Annotated in this window: 19 protein-coding genes; 15 read left to right on the forward strand and 4 right to left on the reverse strand. The window is 39.0% G+C overall.

Features of this window, described 5'->3' with window-relative positions:
- Window positions 1-13: 13 nt before the first annotated feature.
- Window positions 14-793, reverse strand: a complete 780-nt coding sequence (gene mlaE / locus I6F47_RS02195; RefSeq protein WP_002957949.1) for a lipid asymmetry maintenance ABC transporter permease subunit MlaE — start codon at window positions 791-793, stop codon at window positions 14-16.
- Window positions 793-1,608 carry an ATP-binding cassette domain-containing protein gene (locus tag I6F47_RS02200; RefSeq protein WP_076916424.1) on the reverse strand — a complete coding sequence of 272 codons (816 nt, stop codon included), beginning with the start codon at window positions 1,606-1,608 and terminating at the stop codon, window positions 793-795. Before I6F47_RS02200 ends, mlaE begins: the two co-directional genes overlap by 1 nt.
- Before the next feature lie 255 nt (window positions 1,609-1,863).
- On the opposite strand from I6F47_RS02200, the gene I6F47_RS02205 reads away from it, so the two are divergent.
- The 13 genes from I6F47_RS02205 (at window position 1,864) to I6F47_RS02265 (ending at window position 11,782) form a co-directional block, all read left to right on the forward strand.
- Window positions 1,864-2,832, forward strand: coding sequence for a calcium/sodium antiporter (locus I6F47_RS02205; RefSeq protein WP_024607453.1), 969 nt, complete (start codon window positions 1,864-1,866; stop codon window positions 2,830-2,832).
- A 3-nt stretch (window positions 2,833-2,835) separates the two neighbouring features.
- The gene (locus I6F47_RS02210) at window positions 2,836-3,807 is read left to right on the forward strand and encodes a KpsF/GutQ family sugar-phosphate isomerase (protein WP_197101340.1); all 972 of its coding nucleotides are present in this window, start codon (window positions 2,836-2,838) and stop codon (window positions 3,805-3,807) included.
- The gene (kdsC, locus tag I6F47_RS02215; protein ID WP_007580311.1) at window positions 3,808-4,359 is read left to right on the forward strand and encodes a 3-deoxy-manno-octulosonate-8-phosphatase KdsC; all 552 of its coding nucleotides are present in this window, start codon (window positions 3,808-3,810) and stop codon (window positions 4,357-4,359) included. It abuts the gene before it with no gap.
- On the forward strand, window positions 4,356-4,910 hold the full coding sequence (lptC, locus tag I6F47_RS02220) for an LPS export ABC transporter periplasmic protein LptC (RefSeq protein ID WP_007580308.1): 555 nt from the start codon (window positions 4,356-4,358) through the stop codon (window positions 4,908-4,910). The genes kdsC and lptC overlap by 4 nt, the downstream gene beginning before the upstream one ends.
- Window positions 4,900-5,445, forward strand: coding sequence for a lipopolysaccharide transport periplasmic protein LptA (lptA, locus tag I6F47_RS02225; RefSeq protein ID WP_007580307.1), 546 nt, complete (start codon window positions 4,900-4,902; stop codon window positions 5,443-5,445). The genes lptC and lptA overlap by 11 nt, the downstream gene beginning before the upstream one ends.
- On the forward strand, window positions 5,442-6,167 hold the full coding sequence (lptB, locus tag I6F47_RS02230; protein ID WP_007580304.1) for an LPS export ABC transporter ATP-binding protein: 726 nt from the start codon (window positions 5,442-5,444) through the stop codon (window positions 6,165-6,167). Before lptA ends, lptB begins: the two co-directional genes overlap by 4 nt.
- Before the next feature lie 69 nt (window positions 6,168-6,236).
- Window positions 6,237-7,736: an RNA polymerase factor sigma-54 gene (locus tag I6F47_RS02235; protein ID WP_007580303.1), complete on the forward strand. Its 1,500-nt coding sequence runs from the start codon at window positions 6,237-6,239 to the stop codon at window positions 7,734-7,736.
- Window positions 7,737-7,761: 25 nt separating this feature from the next.
- Window positions 7,762-8,049, forward strand: coding sequence for a ribosome hibernation promoting factor (gene hpf, locus I6F47_RS02240; protein ID WP_007580301.1), 288 nt, complete (start codon window positions 7,762-7,764; stop codon window positions 8,047-8,049).
- 4 nt (window positions 8,050-8,053) lie between these two features.
- On the forward strand, window positions 8,054-8,506 hold the full coding sequence (ptsN, locus tag I6F47_RS02245) for a PTS IIA-like nitrogen regulatory protein PtsN (RefSeq protein ID WP_024590190.1): 453 nt from the start codon (window positions 8,054-8,056) through the stop codon (window positions 8,504-8,506).
- Window positions 8,507-8,524: 18 nt separating this feature from the next.
- Window positions 8,525-9,370, forward strand: a complete 846-nt coding sequence (gene rapZ, locus I6F47_RS02250; protein ID WP_166377049.1) for an RNase adapter RapZ — start codon at window positions 8,525-8,527, stop codon at window positions 9,368-9,370.
- Between the two features lie 42 nt (window positions 9,371-9,412).
- Complete coding sequence (locus I6F47_RS02255; protein WP_002957937.1) at window positions 9,413-9,685, forward strand: HPr family phosphocarrier protein; 273 nt, start codon at window positions 9,413-9,415, stop codon at window positions 9,683-9,685.
- A gap of 130 nt (window positions 9,686-9,815) precedes the next feature.
- Complete coding sequence (gene mgtE, locus I6F47_RS02260) at window positions 9,816-11,174, forward strand: magnesium transporter (RefSeq protein ID WP_010554268.1); 1,359 nt, start codon at window positions 9,816-9,818, stop codon at window positions 11,172-11,174.
- Between the two features lie 56 nt (window positions 11,175-11,230).
- On the forward strand, window positions 11,231-11,782 hold the full coding sequence (locus I6F47_RS02265; protein ID WP_197183238.1) for a protein disulfide oxidoreductase: 552 nt from the start codon (window positions 11,231-11,233) through the stop codon (window positions 11,780-11,782).
- A gap of 457 nt (window positions 11,783-12,239) precedes the next feature.
- Here I6F47_RS02265 and I6F47_RS02270 read toward each other — a convergent pair whose 3' ends face one another.
- Window positions 12,240-14,417, reverse strand: coding sequence for a YgiQ family radical SAM protein (locus I6F47_RS02270; protein WP_007580292.1), 2,178 nt, complete (start codon window positions 14,415-14,417; stop codon window positions 12,240-12,242).
- A 130-nt stretch (window positions 14,418-14,547) separates the two neighbouring features.
- On the reverse strand, window positions 14,548-16,737 hold the full coding sequence (locus I6F47_RS02275) for a bifunctional diguanylate cyclase/phosphodiesterase (RefSeq protein ID WP_197183239.1): 2,190 nt from the start codon (window positions 16,735-16,737) through the stop codon (window positions 14,548-14,550).
- Window positions 16,738-16,848: 111 nt separating this feature from the next.
- Here I6F47_RS02275 and I6F47_RS02280 point away from each other — a divergent pair, with 111 nt between their 5' ends.
- Window positions 16,849-17,430 (forward strand): SRPBCC family protein, encoded by a 582-nt coding sequence (locus I6F47_RS02280; RefSeq protein WP_007580289.1) that lies wholly within the window; start codon window positions 16,849-16,851, stop codon window positions 17,428-17,430.
- The gene (locus I6F47_RS02285) at window positions 17,399-18,286 is read left to right on the forward strand and encodes a TIGR03899 family protein (protein WP_024594005.1); all 888 of its coding nucleotides are present in this window, start codon (window positions 17,399-17,401) and stop codon (window positions 18,284-18,286) included. Before I6F47_RS02280 ends, I6F47_RS02285 begins: the two co-directional genes overlap by 32 nt.
- Window positions 18,287-18,290: the final 4 nt, after the last annotated feature.

Here is an 18,290-nt window from a genome sequence, read left to right on the forward strand (position 1 = left end):
TATCTATACCCTATTAGCTGGTAAACATTACCGCTGTCAAAATAAAGTCAAAACCTAAAACTGCTAATGACGAATGAACAACCGTTTCGGTGGTTGCTTTGCTGATCCCTTCTGAGGTCGGCACACAGTCATATCCTTTATAAAGCGCAATCCAGGTCACCACTATGGCAAATACAAAACTCTTAATAATACCGTTTAGTATGTCTTGCTGAAACGACACTTGTGATTGCATGATTGACCAAAAACTACCTGTATCAACCCCCAGCCAATCTACACCCACTAAATGAGCGCCTATGATTGCTACGGCTGAAAATATCAATGCAAGCAATGGCATGCTTATAAAACCCGCCCAAAAGCGTGGTGCAATAATACGTTTTAGCGGATCGATTGCCATCATCTCAAGTGATGAAAGTTGCTCTGTTGCTTTCATTAAGCCAATTTCAGCAGTCAATGCGCTACCTGCGCGTCCTGCAAATAGTAATGCAGTAACAACCGGGCCCAGTTCTCGCAATAAACTCAGTGCCACTAACGGCCCTAAACTATCCTCAGCGCCATAACCAACTAATACGGTGTAACCTTGTAGAGCCAACACCATGCCGATAAACAAACCCGACACCATAATAATCAGTAACGATTGCGAACCCACCATATAAAGTTGGCGAACAAGTAACGGTGTGCCTTTTTTAAAATTAGGAACATGCGCAAGCGCACTAAACAGCATATAAGCCGAACGGCCAAGAGCCGCAAAACGTCCTAGCGTTTTATGCCCTAGCTTTTGAAATAAATCCAACATTATGCTTTTTCTCCAAGTAGTTCGTCTGCATAAGCTTGAGCCGGAAAATGAAATGGTACCGGACCATCCGACAAGCCTTTTAAAAACTGTTGAACTAAAGGAGATTCATGATTGCGCATTTCATCAGGAGTACCACAACCAATTACACCTTGATCGGCGATAATTATAACGTGATCGGCAATACTCATTACCTCTGTCACATCGTGTGTCACAATTAAAGACGATAAACTCAATACTTCGTTAAGCGACTTAATTAGCTTAACCAATACGCCCATCGAAATAGGATCTTGTCCTGCAAATGGTTCATCGTACATGATTAGCTCTGGATCAAGTGCTATAGCGCGCGCAAGTGCAGCACGTCTTGCCATACCGCCCGATAACTCAGAGGGCATTAAATCTTTAGCGCCACGTAGCCCAACCGCTTGCAATTTCATTAATACAACTAATCGGATAAGGTCTTCACTTAGCTTTGTGTGCTCTCTTATAGGAAACGCAATATTGTCAAATACCGACATATCAGTAAACAGCGCACCACTTTGAAAAAGCATGCTCATTTTAGTACGTGCTTCGTATAACTCTTTACGAGACATTTTAGGAATGCTGCCACCTTCAAATAAAATATCACCTGAATCTGGTTTAAGCTGACCACCAATTAAACGCAACATAGTGGTTTTGCCAATTCCGCTTGGCCCCATGATCGCAGTAATTTTACCTTTAGGAACGCTAAAACTCATATTTTTATATATAGTTCTATTGCCTCTCGAAAAGCTAACATCCTTGACTTCTACTATTGATTGCGACAAGTCGCTCTCCATAAAAATGTTCACTAGTGCACCTATTTTAAAGCTTTTTTGTCAAAGATGGAAAAAACAATTCGTAAGATTTTGTAATACACCCATAAAAAGGATTATAAGACTCGCTCAAAACAGCTTAACCCCGGCTTAAATTTTTAAATTAGCTGTTTAAAAGCAGCATTGTTACGTAGTTGACCTTACTCTTTTATTTATACTTTCATCTTGGCTTTTGTTACTATTCGCGCCATCCGTATTTTGTATAACTGGCTTAACACAATGGTTACCTCGTTTGTTATTTTAATTCTTGGTTTTGCAGCTCTTGTTTGGAGTGCAGACAGGTTTGTTTATGGCGCTGCGGCTCTTGCTAAAAACTTTGGTGTACCTACACTTATTGTTGGTTTAACCGTGGTAGCTATGGGCTCTTCAGCACCCGAAATGATGGTTTCAGCCTCTGCCGCTCTGGCTAACAAAACCGACACAGCGGTTGGCAATGCTGTTGGCTCTAATATTACAAACATTTTACTTGTGTTAGGTATCACTGCTCTATTTCGCCCTCTTTCAGTTTCATCAAGTACATTAAAACGTGAAATGCCATTAGTGATGCTCGTATCTTTAGCTACTTGGTATGTGTTCTCAGATAACTACTTTTCATTTAATGAAGGTGTTGCACTTTTGGTTGGCTTTATCGTATTCATCGGTGGGTTAATTATTGTATCTATGCGTGCAAAAAACCAAGATGACCCATTTGTCTCAGAAGCCTGCGACGATGTACCAAACGATGTACCTACGAAAAAAGCGGTATTTTGGTTAGTTGTCGGCATGATACTCCTACCTGTTAGTTCTCATTTTTTAATAGGTTCGGCTGTCGATATTGCTAAATACTTCGGCTTAAGCGACCTAGTCATTGGCTTAACAATTATTGCCATCGGTACTAGTTTGCCTGAACTTGCCGCTTCGGTTGCAGGTGTACTTAAAAATGAAGATGATTTAGCACTAGGTAATATTGTTGGCTCAAACATATTTAATATTCTAGCGGTATTACCACTTGCCGGTATTATTAACCCTTCTGCCATTGACCCATCATTAGTAAGCCGAGACGTATTAATTATGATTGGCGCAACACTTGCTCTTATTATTATGTCATTGAACTTTAGAGGCACCCAACGTATCAATAGAGTAGAAGGCGGCTTATTGCTAATAGCGTTTTTGGGTTACCAAGGGTATATTTTTAGTCAAGTAGGGTAAATGATGGCAACGCTAAATTTTATTGAACAAGGCCTGCGCGTTTTAGATGTTGAGCGCCAAGCACTTAGTGATATTGCACAATATGTAGATGAAAATTTTCATAACGCGTGCCAATTAATGTACGACTGCGAAGGCCGTATTATTGTCATTGGTATGGGTAAATCAGGTCATATTGGCAATAAAATAGCGGCAACCCTTGCAAGTACTGGCAGTCCAGCATTTTTTGTTCACCCTGGTGAAGCAAGTCATGGTGATTTAGGTATGATCACTAAAAATGACGTGGTTATGCTTATTTCTAATTCAGGGGAGACCAGCGAAGTTTTAAATATCATTCCGGTTTTAAAACGACTTGGTGCCAAAATGATATCGATGACTGGCAATACGCAATCAACCATGGCGACCCTTGCTAATGTACATGTGTGTATTAAAGTAGAAAAAGAAGCCTGTTCATTGGGTCTAGCTCCTACATCAAGTACCACTGCAACGCTTGCGATGGGCGATGCCATGGCAGTTGCATTATTAGAAGCTCGCGGGTTTACAGCTGATGACTTCGCGCTATCTCACCCAGGTGGTAGTTTAGGCAAGCGTTTATTACTTACTTTAAAAGATGTTATGCACAGCGGCGCAAATACACCTATTATTAGCGTTTCACAAACAGTTAAAGACGCCCTCATTGAAATGTCTGCTAAAGGTTTAGGTATGACAGCCATTGTTGATGAAAATCAGCAGCTCGTGGGATTATTTACCGATGGCGATTTGCGTCGTATTTTAGAGCAAAGAATTGATATTCATACAACACAAATAGATGTTGTTATGACTAAGTCATGCACTACGGCTACACAAGATATTTTGGCTGCTGAAGCGCTTAATATTATGGAACACAAACGTATAAATGGCTTAATCGTCGTCAATGATAAAAACCAACCTATTGGCGCATTAAACATGCAAGACCTATTAAAAGCAGGAGTGTTATAAATGCAATTTGAAGAACTCTATCAACCGCTGAGCGATGATGCAAAAGCACGCGCTAAAAAAGTAAAGCTACTTATATGCGATATTGATGGTGTATTTTCTGATGGCCGTATTTATCTTGGTAATCAAGGTGAAGAGCTAAAAGCATTTAATACAAAAGATGGTTTTGGCATTAAAGCGCTTATAAACAGTGGCTTTGAAGTGGCTGTAATTACTGGTCGTCATTCACAAATAGTGCAACAACGTATGAGCAGCTTAACCGTACAGCATATTTATCAAGGCCAAGAAAATAAGCTCATTGCCTATCAAGAATTAAAAGACAAACTCAACCTTAGCGATGAACAAATTGCTTATATCGGTGATGATGGTCCTGACATGCCCGTTATGGAATTAGTCGGCTTTGCTGTTGCAGTAAATGATGCCCATCCACTTATTAAACGTTTATCACACTATGTAACGCAAATGCCTGGCGGCTTTGGTGCAGTAAGAGAGCTCACCGACTTACTTATGCTTGAAAATGGTAAAGCATTGACTACACAAGGCACTAGTTCATGAATGCAGCGCGCATAATATTAAGCGTTTTATTCATTAGCTGTATGGTTTGGCTTTGGTACCCTTATTTTACACAAACAAATATTGTACCTCAGACTGAGCCTGAAGTTATTGCCAAGCCTGATTACATAGCCATAGAACTCAAACAAACAGCCTATGACGAACAAGGTAAAATTAGCCACAAAGTCACTGCGGCTAAAATGGAGCTATATCAACAATTAGGTTTTACGTTTTTTGAAAAACCTATTTTTACTTTATATAACGAAAAGCAAACGTGGCAAATAAATGCAGACGAAGCAACATTATACGAAGACAAACAATTAATTTTAGAAGGCAATGTGGTTGCCAAAAACTTAACCGATAACGCCATGATAGACAAAATCAATGCTGATAATATTCAGGTAGATATAAAGCTATTAACAATGCGTTCGGAGCAACCCGTTATCATCACTGGACCCAATTTAAAAATCACTGGTAAAGGCCTAGAAGCCGACTTAAAAACCGAAGTGATAAAACTAATTAACCATACGCGAACCATATATTATGACCAATAAAATATTAAAATCACTTATTATTCCTACACTTATACTAGCGTTTAATAGTAGTGCTGCAGAACAAAACACGCAACCGACTGCAAATCAAATTTCAATAAGCGCCGATAAGCAAGAAGGTCAATTAAAAGCTAATGTCGGGATTTTTGAGAAAAACGTTGAGATTATTCACGGTAATCGCCGTATCACAGCCGACCGCTTAGAAGTACATAAACGCGATGAACTTGGCGATAATAAACAATTATTAATTGCTACAGGTAGCCCTGCGCACTTTGAAGAAAAGCAATCAGATGGCACGACTATGAGCGCCAGTGCTGACGAAGTACGTTATGATGTATCTAAGCGTTTTTTAACGCTTGTTGGTAATGCACAAGTATCGCAAGCGGGACAAAAAATAAATGCTAAAAGCATTACCTACGATATAGAGCAGCAGCTAATCAGTGCCGAAAAAGATGAAAACTCAACTGACCGCGTTCACACAATTTTAGTGCCAATCGAGACTAAAAAAAGTAAAAAAAGCGACAAAGGTCAACCATGAGTACATTAAAAGCAGAGCTATTAGCAAAGAGCTATAAAGGCCGTGAAGTTGTAAAAAACGTCGGCCTTGAAGTCAAAGCTGGCAGTATTGTTGGCTTACTTGGCCCTAACGGCGCAGGTAAAACCACCACGTTTTATATGATAGTAGGACTTGTACCTAGCGACAAAGGTAAAATATCGATAGACGATAACGATATTACTCTTTTACCTATGCATAGTCGTGCTAGATTAGGCATTGGCTACTTACCGCAAGAGTCTTCAATATTCAGAAAGCTGACTGTTTATCAAAACTTAATGGCCATTTTAGAAACGCGCAAAGAGTTAAATAAACAAGCTAGAGAAGACACTCTCGATAAATTATTAGATGAATTTAGCATACAACACATTCGTGATAGCCAAGGTATGGCATTGTCAGGAGGCGAACGTCGTCGTGTTGAAATAGCACGTGCGCTGGCAGCAGATCCTAAATTTATATTACTGGATGAACCATTTGCAGGTGTTGACCCTATTTCGGTATTAGATATAAAGAAAATAATAGAACATCTTAAAAATCGTGGGATTGGTGTATTAATTACCGATCATAACGTAAGAGAAACCCTTGATGTTTGTGAAAAAGCCTACATTGTTTCTCATGGGGAGCTGATTGCATCAGGTACTCCAGAACACGTATTAAATGATAAAACAGTACGCGATGTTTACTTAGGCGAGCAATTTAGGCTGTAACATTTACGCCATGTCTTTAAGCATCTGCTAGTATTAATTATAACAACATAAAAGGATTGTTAGAGATACATGAGGCAATCACTACAGCTGCGCATGGGCCAGCAACTTACAATGACTCCACAGCTGCAACAAGCTATTCGTTTGTTGCAACTCAGTACATTGGATCTCCAGCAAGAAATACAAGAAGCTCTCGACAGCAACCCGCTATTAGAGGTTGAAGAAGCAGACTATTCAGAAGACGCTGCAGGTAAAAACGAGCAAAAAGCAGATACAGATGACATAACTGTTAGCGCATCTGCCGATGATGCTCCAAGCGAATACGAACAAGATAGTGGTGAAGCACTTGCAAAAGACACGCTAAGTGACGACATGGCTATGGATGTTAGTTGGGATGAGTACATGAGTGCCGCCCCAGCAGCATCATCGGGTCCGATGCCTGAAGACGAATCAATATACCAAGGTGCCTCTACTGAAACGCTCCATGAGTATTTAATGTGGCAGTTACAACTAACGCCATTTAGCCCTACAGACGAAGCTATTGCTATTGCTATTGTAGAAGCCGTCGATGATTCAGGTATTTTAACACTAAGCTGCGAAGAGATTTTAGAAAGCTTTAATCAAGAAAACGAAGATGATAACGAAGTCGAACTTGATGAAATTGAAGCTGTATTAAAACGCATCCAACTGTTTGATCCTGTTGGTATTGCTGCACGTAGTTTACAAGAGTGTTTGTGTATTCAGCTTAACCAGTTTGATAAAGAAACACCTTACATTAATGAAACAAAAATGATTTTAACCGAGCATATTGATTTATTAGCTGCTCGTGACTATCGTACATTAATGAAGAAAACTAAGCTCAAAGAAGAAGAGCTTAAAGAAGTAATGACATTAATACATACTCTTAGCCCTAAACCTGCAGATACTATTGTAAGAGAAGAATCTGAGTATGTTATTCCTGATGTGTCAGTTAAAAAAATTAAAGGCCGCTGGGTTGTTGAGTTAAACCCAGATAGCATGCCTAAAATTCGTGTTAATAGCCAATACGCGGCAATGTCTCGCACTGTAAAATCCAGTGGTGACAGCCAGTTTATTCGCTCGCATTTACAAGAAGCTAAATGGTTTATTAAAAGCTTAGAAAGTAGAAACGACACGCTATTAAAAGTAACAAATTGTATTGTTAAGCAACAACAAGGCTTTTTTGAACACGGTCCTGAAGCCATGAAACCAATGGTTTTAAATGATGTTGCTGAAATGGTAGAAATGCACGAATCAACAATTTCGCGCGTAACAACCCAAAAGTATATGCACACACCCCGTGGTATATTTGAGCTTAAATATTTTTTCTCAAGCCATGTAAGCACCGAAAACGGTGGTGAATGTTCATCTACAGCAATCCGTGCGCTTATCCGAAAATTAATCGCAGCAGAAAACTCAGCAAAACCATTGAGTGATAGCAAAATAGCGGATATATTGGCTGAGCAAGGAATTAAAGTAGCGAGACGTACAATCGCAAAATACCGCGAATCTCTGGCTATTCCACCGTCAAATCAACGTAAAAGTTTGATTTAAGACGCAAAAAAAGAGGGTAATGCTTATGCAACTAAACTTAACTGGTCGTCACGTAGAATTAACCGATTCACTAAGAGACTATATTAATACCAAATTTGCGAAGCTAGAAAGACACTCTGATCATATTAATAATGTTCATGTCATTCTCGATGTAGAAAAATTAAATCAAAAAGCAGAAGCCACCATACACGTAAGCGGTGCTGAGTTATTTGCCTCTACAGAACATCAAGATATGTATGCCGCCATTGACTCGTTGATCGACAAGCTCGATCGACAAGTAATTAAACACAAAGAGAAGCTTGCTCGACACTAATATGATGAAATTAAGCTCACTTATATGCCAGGACTGCAGCAAAGCTGCGGTCCTTTTTAATAGCAAAAAAAGAATTTTAGAGTTCATTAGCGAACTTGCTCACGACAAACTTCCGTATTTACCGCAACAAGATATTCTTAATGCTTTAATGAGCAGAGAGAAACTCGGTAGTACAGGTATAGGGCGTGGCATTGCCATTCCTCATGGAAGAATGAGCGGTGCAGAAGAGCCTTTGGCTTTAGTACTCGTTAGCGAAACTCCAATAAATTTTGATGCAATCGATAATCGCCCTGTTGATATTTTCGTCGCACTCATCGTACCAGATGGCGATAACCAGCAGCACTTAAAGACTCTAGCAACCATTGCTGATAAACTAAACAACAAAGATTTTTGTAAACAGTTACGCAGTGCAAAATCAGATACTGAGCTTTACCAAGTTATTGTCAATCAATCATAGTTTTATAAAGGGTGTTAAATGGAGTTAATTATCATAAGCGGCCGTTCTGGTTCTGGAAAGTCGGTTGCTTTACGCGTTGTAGAAGATTTAGGTTATTATTGCGTAGATAATATTCCAGTTAACTTGCTTCCTTCATTAGTTCGCAGTGTGTCTGATAGCTATGATAAAATTGCGGTTAGCATTGATGTGCGGAACATCCCTAAACAACAAGATGAATTTAACGATATTCTTGAATACTTGCCAGGTTTTGCAAACCCTACGTTATTTTATTTAGATAGCGACGATCAAACATTGATCAAACGTTTTTCTGAAACTCGTAGATTACACCCACTATCAATTGACTCGTTGCCTCTTGATTTAGCCATCAAAAAAGAAAAAGAATTACTTGATGTATTAATCACCCGCGCCGACTTTATGATAGACACGACTGATTTGAGTGTTCATCAACTCGCTGAATCTATTCGTGAAAAGATTTTAGGTAAAAAAGATAAGCAACTGATTGTCACGTTTGAATCGTTTGGTTTTAAATACGGTATACCAAAAGAAGCAGATTACGTATTTGATGCACGCTTTTTACCAAATCCACATTGGGAACCTGAATTAAAACCTTTAAATGGGTTAGATCAACCTGTTAAAGATTATTTGGCCAATCACAGCATAGTGCAAAAATTCACATGGCAAATTCAAACATTTGTACAAACGTGGTTACCGCACTTAGAGCGAAATAACCGCAGTTATTTAACCATTGCCATTGGGTGTACAGGCGGACAACATCGCTCTGTATATTTAGCGCAAACTATCGGTGAAAGTTTTGCAATGACACATCCCAATGTGAAAATTCGCCATCGCGAACAAGAAAAATAATATAGCTGAATAATCACCTGTTCAGCTTAAGTAGAGTAAGTTATGCATTGTGAAGACACTTTTTTAATAAAAAACAAATTAGGATTGCACGCCAGAGCAGCCACCGTGCTTGCCCAATTGGCAGTGCAGTTTGATGCGACAATTACATTATTTCAAGATGACAAAGAAGCCGCAGGCGATAGCGTACTTGCACTAATGTTACTTGAAAGTAGCCAAGGCAAAGAAGTAAAAGTTGTATGTAAAGGCCCCGATTCTGAGCAAGCTTTACACGCTGTTGGAGAATTAATAGCACAACGTTTTAATGAACAAGAATAAACAGTTATAAAAATAATGCTCGCATTACTAATGCCCCAACTAAAACAGATATATAAAATAAATACGGTTAGTGACGCCAGTTAACTCACCTCTCCCCATAAAGTAATATAAAAATTTATAAAGGACGCCAATGCCTGAAGCTTTTGAACAAGATTACCCACTACAGCAACTAAAACAGGTGACTAAGTCACTCAATAGTGGTCAATTTGTTCAAGTTAGGCGCATGCTCGCAAAAACAGCTCCTTGTGATACCGCATTATTACTAGAATCATCACCGCATAAAATTCGCCGACTCCTTTGGCAGTTGGTCGATCCTGATGTGCAAGGCGATGTTCTTGAAGAACTCTCAGAAGATGTTCGTTTAGGCATTATTGCCCAAATGGAACCTAAGCACATTGCAGCCGCAACCGAAGATATGGGCCACGATGACTTAGGTGAAGTATTACGTAGTCTGCCAGACACCGTTTATAAAGACGTTGTTAGCGCGATGGACATTCAAGACCGTGAACGTGCAACACAAGCACTTTCGTATCAAGAGCGTTCTGCTGGCGCGCTAATGAACACCGATACGGTGACCATTCGCCCTGACGTTACGCTCGATGTTGTACTTAGATATATTAGGCTACGCGGCGAGTTACCAGAAGGTACAGATGACTTGTACGTTGTTGATAAGCATAACTGCTTTATAGGCGCTTTATCGCTGAGTACATTATTAACTAACCCGCCAGAAAAAATTGTTCGCGATTTAATGGATGAAGATTGTGAATCCATTCCAATCTCAATGGATGAAAGTGAAGTCGCGCAATTATTTGAACGTCATAATTGGATATCGGCCCCCGTAGTTGATGATAACGATCAGCTCCTTGGTCGTGTCACTATCGATGACATCGTTGACGTAATCCGAGAAGATGCTGAGCATAGTTTATTGGGCTTAGCCGGTCTTGATGATGAAGAAGATACCTTTGCGCCAGTACTAAAAAGCTCCAAAAAACGCTCAGTTTGGTTAGGTGTCAACTTACTAACTGCACTTGCAGCTGCTTTTGTAGCTAGCTTTTTTGAAGGTACTTTAGATGTGCTCCCTATTTTAGCTGTACTAAACGGTATTGTCCCTTCTATGGGCGGTGTTGCAGGTAGCCAATCATTAACGCTTGTTATTCGTGGTATTGCGGTAGGTCATATAAATCAAACAAACCAACGTTTCTTGATGATGAAAGAGCTTGCTATTGGCGCGTTAAACGGTGTTTTGTGGTCGTTGTTAATAGCAGGTGTTATTGCCCTATGGCAGTGGGACTTTATGCTTGGTGGCGTACTCGCCTTCGCTATGTTTATGAACTTAGTGGTGGCAGGTGTTGCTGGTGCGAGTATCCCTATTATTCTTAAAAGAATGAATATAGACCCAGCACTTGCAGGGAGTGTGGTGCTAACCACGGTGACAGATATTGTGGGTATATTCGCCTTTTTAGGTACTGCTACTTGGTTGCTGGTTTAAATTAGAAACCTTTGCAAATAACTAAAGTAAAAAACACTTAGGGTAAAGCTGCAACTATGACAACGGATACCAAAAATAAAAAAGACACACCTAAAAAAACGCCAAAACAAAAAGGCCTATCAATATTAAAAAGTGTGTTGATATATGGTTTCATATTTTTCGTAATTTATAACGCTGTCAATTGGTGGCGACAACCTGTTATGCCAGCAAATCCTCAATTACAATTAATAGATTATAAAGGGCAAAACATTGATTTAGCAGCAATGAGCCAAGATAAACCAACACTCGTCTATTTTTGGGGAACTTGGTGCCCTATTTGTAGTATTACCTCCCCTGCCATAAACGAACTCGCAAACGAGAATAACTACCCTATCGTGAGCATCGCAGTAAAATCAGGTTCGGATCAAAAGCTACATGAGTATCTAAATGATCATGGCTACAGTTTTATCACTGTCAACGATCAACACGGTGAGATATTTGCCGATTGGCAAGGGCAAGTCACGCCTTCCTATATAATCTTAAAAGATAATAAAATGACGCAAGGGCTAACAGGCATTCAGCCGTTATGGTCACTTAAATTACGTTTGTGGTTATCATCAACGTTTTAAGAAAAAACTAACTGCAAGTATATAGACACTAAATACGTGCTATCTCAAGAGGGGTTTCTAAAAGCTCGCTCTTTATCACCTACAATAATATAGATAATAAAGAGCAAGGTTTACTTAATTTACGTATTAAAAAGGTTTAAAAATCCTTAGCGTAATTAAACTAATCTACTAGGGCGTGTTGATCTTTGTGGATTGAAATTTGTTCAATCTAGGGGCGATTAAATCGCGGCGCGAGGTTTGTAACCTAGTGGGCTAAGTAAAAACCGAGCAACAAAGAGTTAATCGTCCCTAGAAAGAACCCAAAGGGCAGCGCATGTTTGGTATTTATGCTGCGTTATCGCCTATTCATGGGGAATAACCACACTACATAGACTCCGCCTTGCCTAAAAACCAAACATACTGCTGCAAATTCACCCACCAAAGATCAACACGCCCTAGTTATTAATAGATTGAATCACTAACGTGTACTTTGACGATTACCGCCTACTTTTGGTTTAGTGTTTGCCTTTTTAAATTGGCTAAAACCGGTATGTCGCGTTAGTGCAGGACGTCCGCCTTTACTGCCACCTTTACCTGCTTTTTCATCGCGCCCTTCTTCAGGCACTAAACAGTTAGGCCCTTTACCAATTAAATTAGCTTTACCCATTTTACGCAGTGCTTCACGTATCATCGGCCAACCTGCTGCATCATGGTAGCGTAAAATAGCTTTATGTAATCTACGTTGGCGAGCACCTTTAGGTACTGGAACAACTTCTGTATTGTTTTTTATATTACGTAAAGAGTTCATTTCTGTGTGGTAAATAGTCGTCGCATTAGCCATCGGTGATGGGTAAAAATTTTGTACCTGATCAAGCTTAAAGTCGTTTGATTTAAGCCATAAAGCCATGTTTACCATGTCTTCATCTTTTGTCCCTGGGTGAGCAGATATAAAGTAAGGAATTAAATACTGCTTTTTACCGGCTTCTTTAGAGTACTTATCAAATAATTCTTTAAATTGATCGTACGCACCCATACCTGGTTTCATCATTTTTGATAATGGACCATCCTCTGTATGCTCTGGCGCTATTTTTAAGTAGCCACCTACATGATGCGTTACTAATTCTTTAACGTAACGCGGGTCGCGTACAGCTAAGTCGTAACGAACACCAGAAGCAATCAATACCTTTTTGATACCCTTAACTTCACGTGCTTTTTTGTATAAGTCTATTGTTGGCGTATGATCTGTATCCATATGCTTACAAATTTCAGGATACACACATGATAAACGTCTACAGGTACTTTCTGCCTTTTTGCTAGTACAACGCAGTTTATACATATTTGCCGTTGGGCCACCTAAATCAGAGATAACACCAGTAAAACCGGGTACCTTATCTCTAATCTGTTCAATTTCTTCAATAATTGATTCTTGCGAACGGCTTTGAATAATACGCCCTTCATGCTCCGTAATTGAGCAAAACGAACAACCACCAAAACAACCGCGCATAATATTAACTGACGTTTTTATCATGTCGTAAGCAGGAATTTTAGAGTCGCCGTAACTTGGGTGAGGAATACGCTGATACGGTAAACCAAACACAGCATCCATCTCATGTGTTTCTAATGGGTATGCTGGCGGGTTTACCCAAATAGAACGATCGCCGTGTCGCTGAAACAGTGCTCTTGCACAACCAGGATTTGTTTCTTGATGTAGAATACGCGAAGCGTGGGCGTATAAAGGTTTGTTAACACTTACTTGCTCATAAGCAGGTAACTTAACGTAAGTTTTTTCCCATGGCTTAGGTCGCGCAGGCTGAACCATAATCGGTTTTGCAGCTTCTGCCTTTAAGTCTATACCCGCTTGTTTAAATTCAGATTTACTACAGCCAACATCATCAGCGCCGTATGGATTTGGAATTGGATCAATTTTACCAATTTTATCTATAGCGGTGGAGTCACTTCCACGCCAACCTGGTAAAGGTTCTTTTCTGATAACAGCCGTGCCGCGAATATCTTGAATAGTATCCATTGTTTCGCCTGCGGCAATACGATGCGCAACTTCAACTAACGGACGCTCTGCGTTACCGTAAATTAAAATATCAGCTTTTGCATCAAACAAAATACTACGACGTACTTTTTCTTGCCAATAGTCGTAATGAGCTATACGACGAAGGCTGGCTTCAATACCGCCAATAACAATTGGGATACCTTTGTATGCTTCACGGCATTTTTGCGAGTAAATCATTACGGCGCGATCTGGACGTTTACCACCTACGTTATCTGGCGTGTAAGCATCATCGTGGCGCATACGTTTTTCAGCTGTATAGCGATTGATCATCGAATCCATGTTGCCAGCTGTTACACCAAAAAATAAATTCGGTCTGCCTAGTTCCATAAATGCATCTTTAGAGTCCCATGCTGGCTGGGCAATAATACCCACTCTAAAGCCTTGCGCTTCAAGTACACGGCCAATTACCGCCATACCAAAACTAGGATGATCGACGTACGCGTCGCCACTAATTATTATTATGTCGCAGCTATCCCAGCCAAGTGCATCCATTTCTTCACGTGTAGTTGGTAAAAATGGCGCGGTGCCATAACATTCAGCCCAGTATTTAGGGTATGAAAATAAGGCGCGCTTAGCTTTGAGTGTGCTCATAATTGTGGCCGTAGAATAACAAAAGGCGCGAATTATACCCTACTAAATTGTTTATATATACAAAGTAGTCAAAGCATATCGCGCCTTAAATTCTAAATCGTTCATTAGCTTAAATAATAAGTTAATCTTTTTAGCGTTTATTTATAAATTCTATTAATTCATTTTCAGGCATGGGTTTAGCATACATAAAACCTTGTACTTCATCGCATCCTAAATCTTTTAAGAACTGGGCTTGCTCTTGTGTTTCGACCCCTTCAGCAATCGTTTTTAAGCCCAATTTAGCACCAAGTGATATAACTAAGGCAGCAATAGCGCCAGTGTCGTCATTTGGTAAATCTTTAATAAATGCACGATCTATTTTCAACCGATCCAAAGGTAAACTTTGAATGTAACTCAGCGACGAAAAACCAGTACCAAAGTCATCAATAGCAACTTCCATTCCGAGTTCTTTTAGCTCACTTAGCGTACTAATAACCGTTTCCAGCTCATCCATTACTACGCTCTCGGTAATTTCTAATTCTATGTTTTTTGGCTTAACACCATATTTTAACAATGTATTTTTAACAGTTTGCGCATAACCTTTTACTTTAAACTGTGGAACAGACACATTAACTGCAATACAAATTTCTGTGCCCATATTTTCTAGGCGCTTTTGCTGTTGGCAAGCTTGTTCTAATACCCACTGCCCTATATCAACAATTAAGCCCGCATCCTCTGCAAGTGGCACAAACACAGCCGGCGATATATACACGCCATCACCTGCCGGCCAGCGTAATAATGCCTCACATCCAATTAGCGATAAGTCATCTAGTGAAAGTTGAGGTTGGTACCATACCTCTAATTTATTTCGAGCAAAATCATGACGTAACTGCCTAATAATCCCTATCCGCCAAGCCATCTTATCTTGCATATCAATATTGTAATAAACGCCTTCTTTATGCTTTGCTTTTTTAGCTTGGTCAAGTGCAATATAAGCAACTTTCAGTGTATCAATACCGCTACTTTGAAAGTCTTGTTGTTGGCATAAGCCCACTCTAAAATCGATAGGGAGTAAATGTTCTTCTGCGTAAAATGAAATACCTAATTGCTCATTCAACTTTTTTAAGTCAAATTCGTCTTGGCGAATAATAAAACCAAAAACATCAGCGCCAATACGTGATAGTAATTTAGCTGTTGGGTAATTTTCTCTTAACCTTTGCACAATGCCAATTAATACTTTATTGCCGACCTCTTGCCCTAAGCCGTTATTAATATCTGCAAAATTAACTACATCAAGTAATACAAATATATGATCGTTCACTTGTGGCTTTTGATAACTCACCACACGCTCAATAAAGTTAGTACGATTTGAAATACCAGTAAGCACATCTTTATAAGCAGCATCTCTTAACTTTACAAATAACCTTATGTTATCAAGTGCTACACTTACATTAGTTAAGAAAATTTCAGCAAATTGTAGCTGTGCTTGTAAGGGAATGTGGTCGCACTCTATATATAAAGCCGCTTTTCGATGCTTACTTTTTAATATAAATGTTGAACTTGAGTCTATGTGTTGGTGCTTTGACAAACCAAAACACGACTCAACTTGTTCAAATACTTTGCTATCAACATTAATTAATTTTTTACCAAAATAGCTTTCGTAATGCCCGCAACCACCTAAGACCTGAATAAAATCATCGCCATCTAACTTACTGCAAACAAGCCCGCTAGGTGAACATTTTAAAATAATACTCATGTGCTTGATGATTTCTTTGCATAATTGCTTAACATCAGTAAGTCCTAAAATAGACTTTGATGCTGAAACAATCGTGTTCATTGCATCACTTTGATATTCAAGCTGACATACCTGCTCGTATGAGCGAATAGCGGTTATAAGCGAAGTTACTAACTTAGAACGAGTCAGCTCTGTTTTCGTTTTATAGTCATTTATGTCGTATTCTCGTATTACTTTTTCTTCTGGTGTAATACCTGCTTGCCCTGTTCTTAAAATAATTCTTACATGTTGATTATTTAATTCGTCACGCACCCTTTTTACAACCTGCAAACCGGCATCGTCAGTTTCCATAACAACGTCTAAAAAAATAACCGAAATATTTTTATTTTTAGCTAGCACTTCTATTGCTTCTGCACCCGAATAAGCATCGTGAAATCGCAAGCCAGCCCCTAAAAACTCAACGCCAGACAAAGCTAATTTTGTTACAGAATGAATCTCAGGTTCGTCATCAACAATTAAAATATCCCAAAACTTAGTCTGCTCAACAACAGCATCGTCTTCAAAATCTTGTTCAAAAAATAAAAAATCGTTTTGATCTGACGACATTCGCTCTCCTAAGTAGCAATCAATAAATTATTTTTGGTTTATAATCTAATTCATACTATAGTCGATTAATAAAAAGTTGTTGTATTTCAACTTGAAAAACTAATAAAAGGTGTGCTTATTAAACCATTAAAAATATTAATCAAATGCGTACTGTTATTACTATTAGTATTGGCACTGGTAGGGCTAATACTGCCTCAAAGTTATAGTGTAAATAAAACAATCGAAATTAATGCCAATCTTAAAGTAATAAAGCCGCTTATCACCGACTTTAGCCAATGGCAAAAATGGTCTCCATGGGAAAAAGTAGACCCCAGCATACGTTTTACTTTGGGCGAACCCAGTTCTGGCCTAGGGGCTCATCAGTCTTGGAAAGGAAAATGGGGGTATGGTGAAATGATCATAACTTCGGTAAGCCAAAATAAAGTCAGCTTCAACATACTTTTAAATGCTGAACATATTATTAGAGGCACTTTTAACCTTAGCGAGCAAAACGGTATAGTTACGTTAATATGTAATATTAAAGGTCAAACAACTGCTCCTTTAATATCTGGTTACACTGCAATTTTAAGCGAGTACGTACTCAGTAATACAGTTTCACTGGGGTTAAATAACCTTCAAACTGTTGCACAGCTTAGTGATCCACAAAGGATAATGCACAGTCATGACAGTCAAAACAGCACAGGCGAGAATTAATCTTGCCAACATCATCGAGTCCTTACTTGGTTACCCTATAACAAAAGTAGGTAGTAACGGTGTACTACCTACTAACGAGCAAAGTTACGATATTAAGGGCCAAATTAAGCCGCTTTATCATATTAACAGTGAAAACTCTGTTTTAGCTCGCGCTCAAAAGCGCCAAGATTTATTACTTATTAAACAACAACAAAATATAGAATCAATTTTAGCAATGGCTATGGGGTTTTGCCCTGATGTAGCAAGTAGTAAACAGCCCGATGTTGATTGGGTAGAGCATTTTATAGCTCTGTGTGAAGATACTTCTAATGAATCAATGCAAATTTTATGGGCAAAAATTTTAACAGGAGAAACACTTAATCCTGGTACGTTTTCAATTAAAAGCCTACAAACTTTAAAACATATGACACAGCGAGAAGCAGACTCTTTGCAAAAATGTGTGTCGCTCTCAGGCTATAACGAAAAAGACGACAGCCACTTTATATTACTCGGCTTTTACAAAAAACCGTCCTTGTTTGATTTGCTACGAAAAGGCAATAAAGTATCTCTAAATTTAGGAAAAACGGGTATTAGCTTTCCTGATATTTTAACGCTCATGGATCTTAATTTACTGTATAGAAAAGAAATTGAATCTGCAGTGCTTAAAGCGGGACAAGAACTTACCCTTTCATTTTTATCGCAAAAGGTAACGTTAAAAGCAAAGAGTAGTGATTTGGTATTAAGCTATTACAAGTTTACGCAAACAGGTGACGAGCTATCTAAACTCATTAATTTCCCTGTCAATAAGGTCTATAAGCAGTTGATTAATAATGCGCTAGAGGGAGAGTTTGATTTAGCGTGGCACGCAATAAAATAATATG

The organism is Pseudoalteromonas sp. NZS37 (assembly GCF_015864265.1).
Lineage (GTDB): Bacteria > Pseudomonadota > Gammaproteobacteria > Enterobacterales > Alteromonadaceae > Pseudoalteromonas > Pseudoalteromonas arctica.

What these genes read in the sequence shown, in the direction of transcription:
- I6F47_RS02205 (WP_024607453.1), top strand. Translation starts at nt 1,864, where the DNA reads ATGGTTACCTCGTTTGTTATTTTAATTCTTGGTTTTGCAGCTCTTGTT.
- I6F47_RS02255 (WP_002957937.1), top strand. Translation starts at nt 9,413, where the DNA reads ATGCATTGTGAAGACACTTTTTTAATAAAAAACAAATTAGGATTGCAC.
- rapZ (WP_166377049.1), top strand. Translation starts at nt 8,525, where the DNA reads ATGGAGTTAATTATCATAAGCGGCCGTTCTGGTTCTGGAAAGTCGGTT.
- kdsC (WP_007580311.1), top strand. Translation starts at nt 3,808, where the DNA reads ATGCAATTTGAAGAACTCTATCAACCGCTGAGCGATGATGCAAAAGCA.
- I6F47_RS02210 (WP_197101340.1), top strand. Translation starts at nt 2,836, where the DNA reads ATGGCAACGCTAAATTTTATTGAACAAGGCCTGCGCGTTTTAGATGTT.
- lptB (WP_007580304.1), top strand. Translation starts at nt 5,442, where the DNA reads ATGAGTACATTAAAAGCAGAGCTATTAGCAAAGAGCTATAAAGGCCGT.
- mlaE (WP_002957949.1), bottom strand. Translation starts at nt 793, where the DNA reads ATGTTGGATTTATTTCAAAAGCTAGGGCATAAAACGCTAGGACGTTTT.
- I6F47_RS02275 (WP_197183239.1), bottom strand. Translation starts at nt 16,737, where the DNA reads ATGTCGTCAGATCAAAACGATTTTTTATTTTTTGAACAAGATTTTGAA.
- I6F47_RS02285 (WP_024594005.1), top strand. Translation starts at nt 17,399, where the DNA reads ATGACAGTCAAAACAGCACAGGCGAGAATTAATCTTGCCAACATCATC.
- I6F47_RS02235 (WP_007580303.1), top strand. Translation starts at nt 6,237, where the DNA reads ATGAGGCAATCACTACAGCTGCGCATGGGCCAGCAACTTACAATGACT.
- I6F47_RS02265 (WP_197183238.1), top strand. Translation starts at nt 11,231, where the DNA reads ATGACAACGGATACCAAAAATAAAAAAGACACACCTAAAAAAACGCCA.
- I6F47_RS02200 (WP_076916424.1), bottom strand. Translation starts at nt 1,608, where the DNA reads ATGGAGAGCGACTTGTCGCAATCAATAGTAGAAGTCAAGGATGTTAGC.
- lptA (WP_007580307.1), top strand. Translation starts at nt 4,900, where the DNA reads ATGACCAATAAAATATTAAAATCACTTATTATTCCTACACTTATACTA.
- ptsN (WP_024590190.1), top strand. Translation starts at nt 8,054, where the DNA reads ATGAAATTAAGCTCACTTATATGCCAGGACTGCAGCAAAGCTGCGGTC.
- I6F47_RS02270 (WP_007580292.1), bottom strand. Translation starts at nt 14,417, where the DNA reads ATGAGCACACTCAAAGCTAAGCGCGCCTTATTTTCATACCCTAAATAC.
- mgtE (WP_010554268.1), top strand. Translation starts at nt 9,816, where the DNA reads ATGCCTGAAGCTTTTGAACAAGATTACCCACTACAGCAACTAAAACAG.
- lptC (WP_007580308.1), top strand. Translation starts at nt 4,356, where the DNA reads ATGAATGCAGCGCGCATAATATTAAGCGTTTTATTCATTAGCTGTATG.
- hpf (WP_007580301.1), top strand. Translation starts at nt 7,762, where the DNA reads ATGCAACTAAACTTAACTGGTCGTCACGTAGAATTAACCGATTCACTA.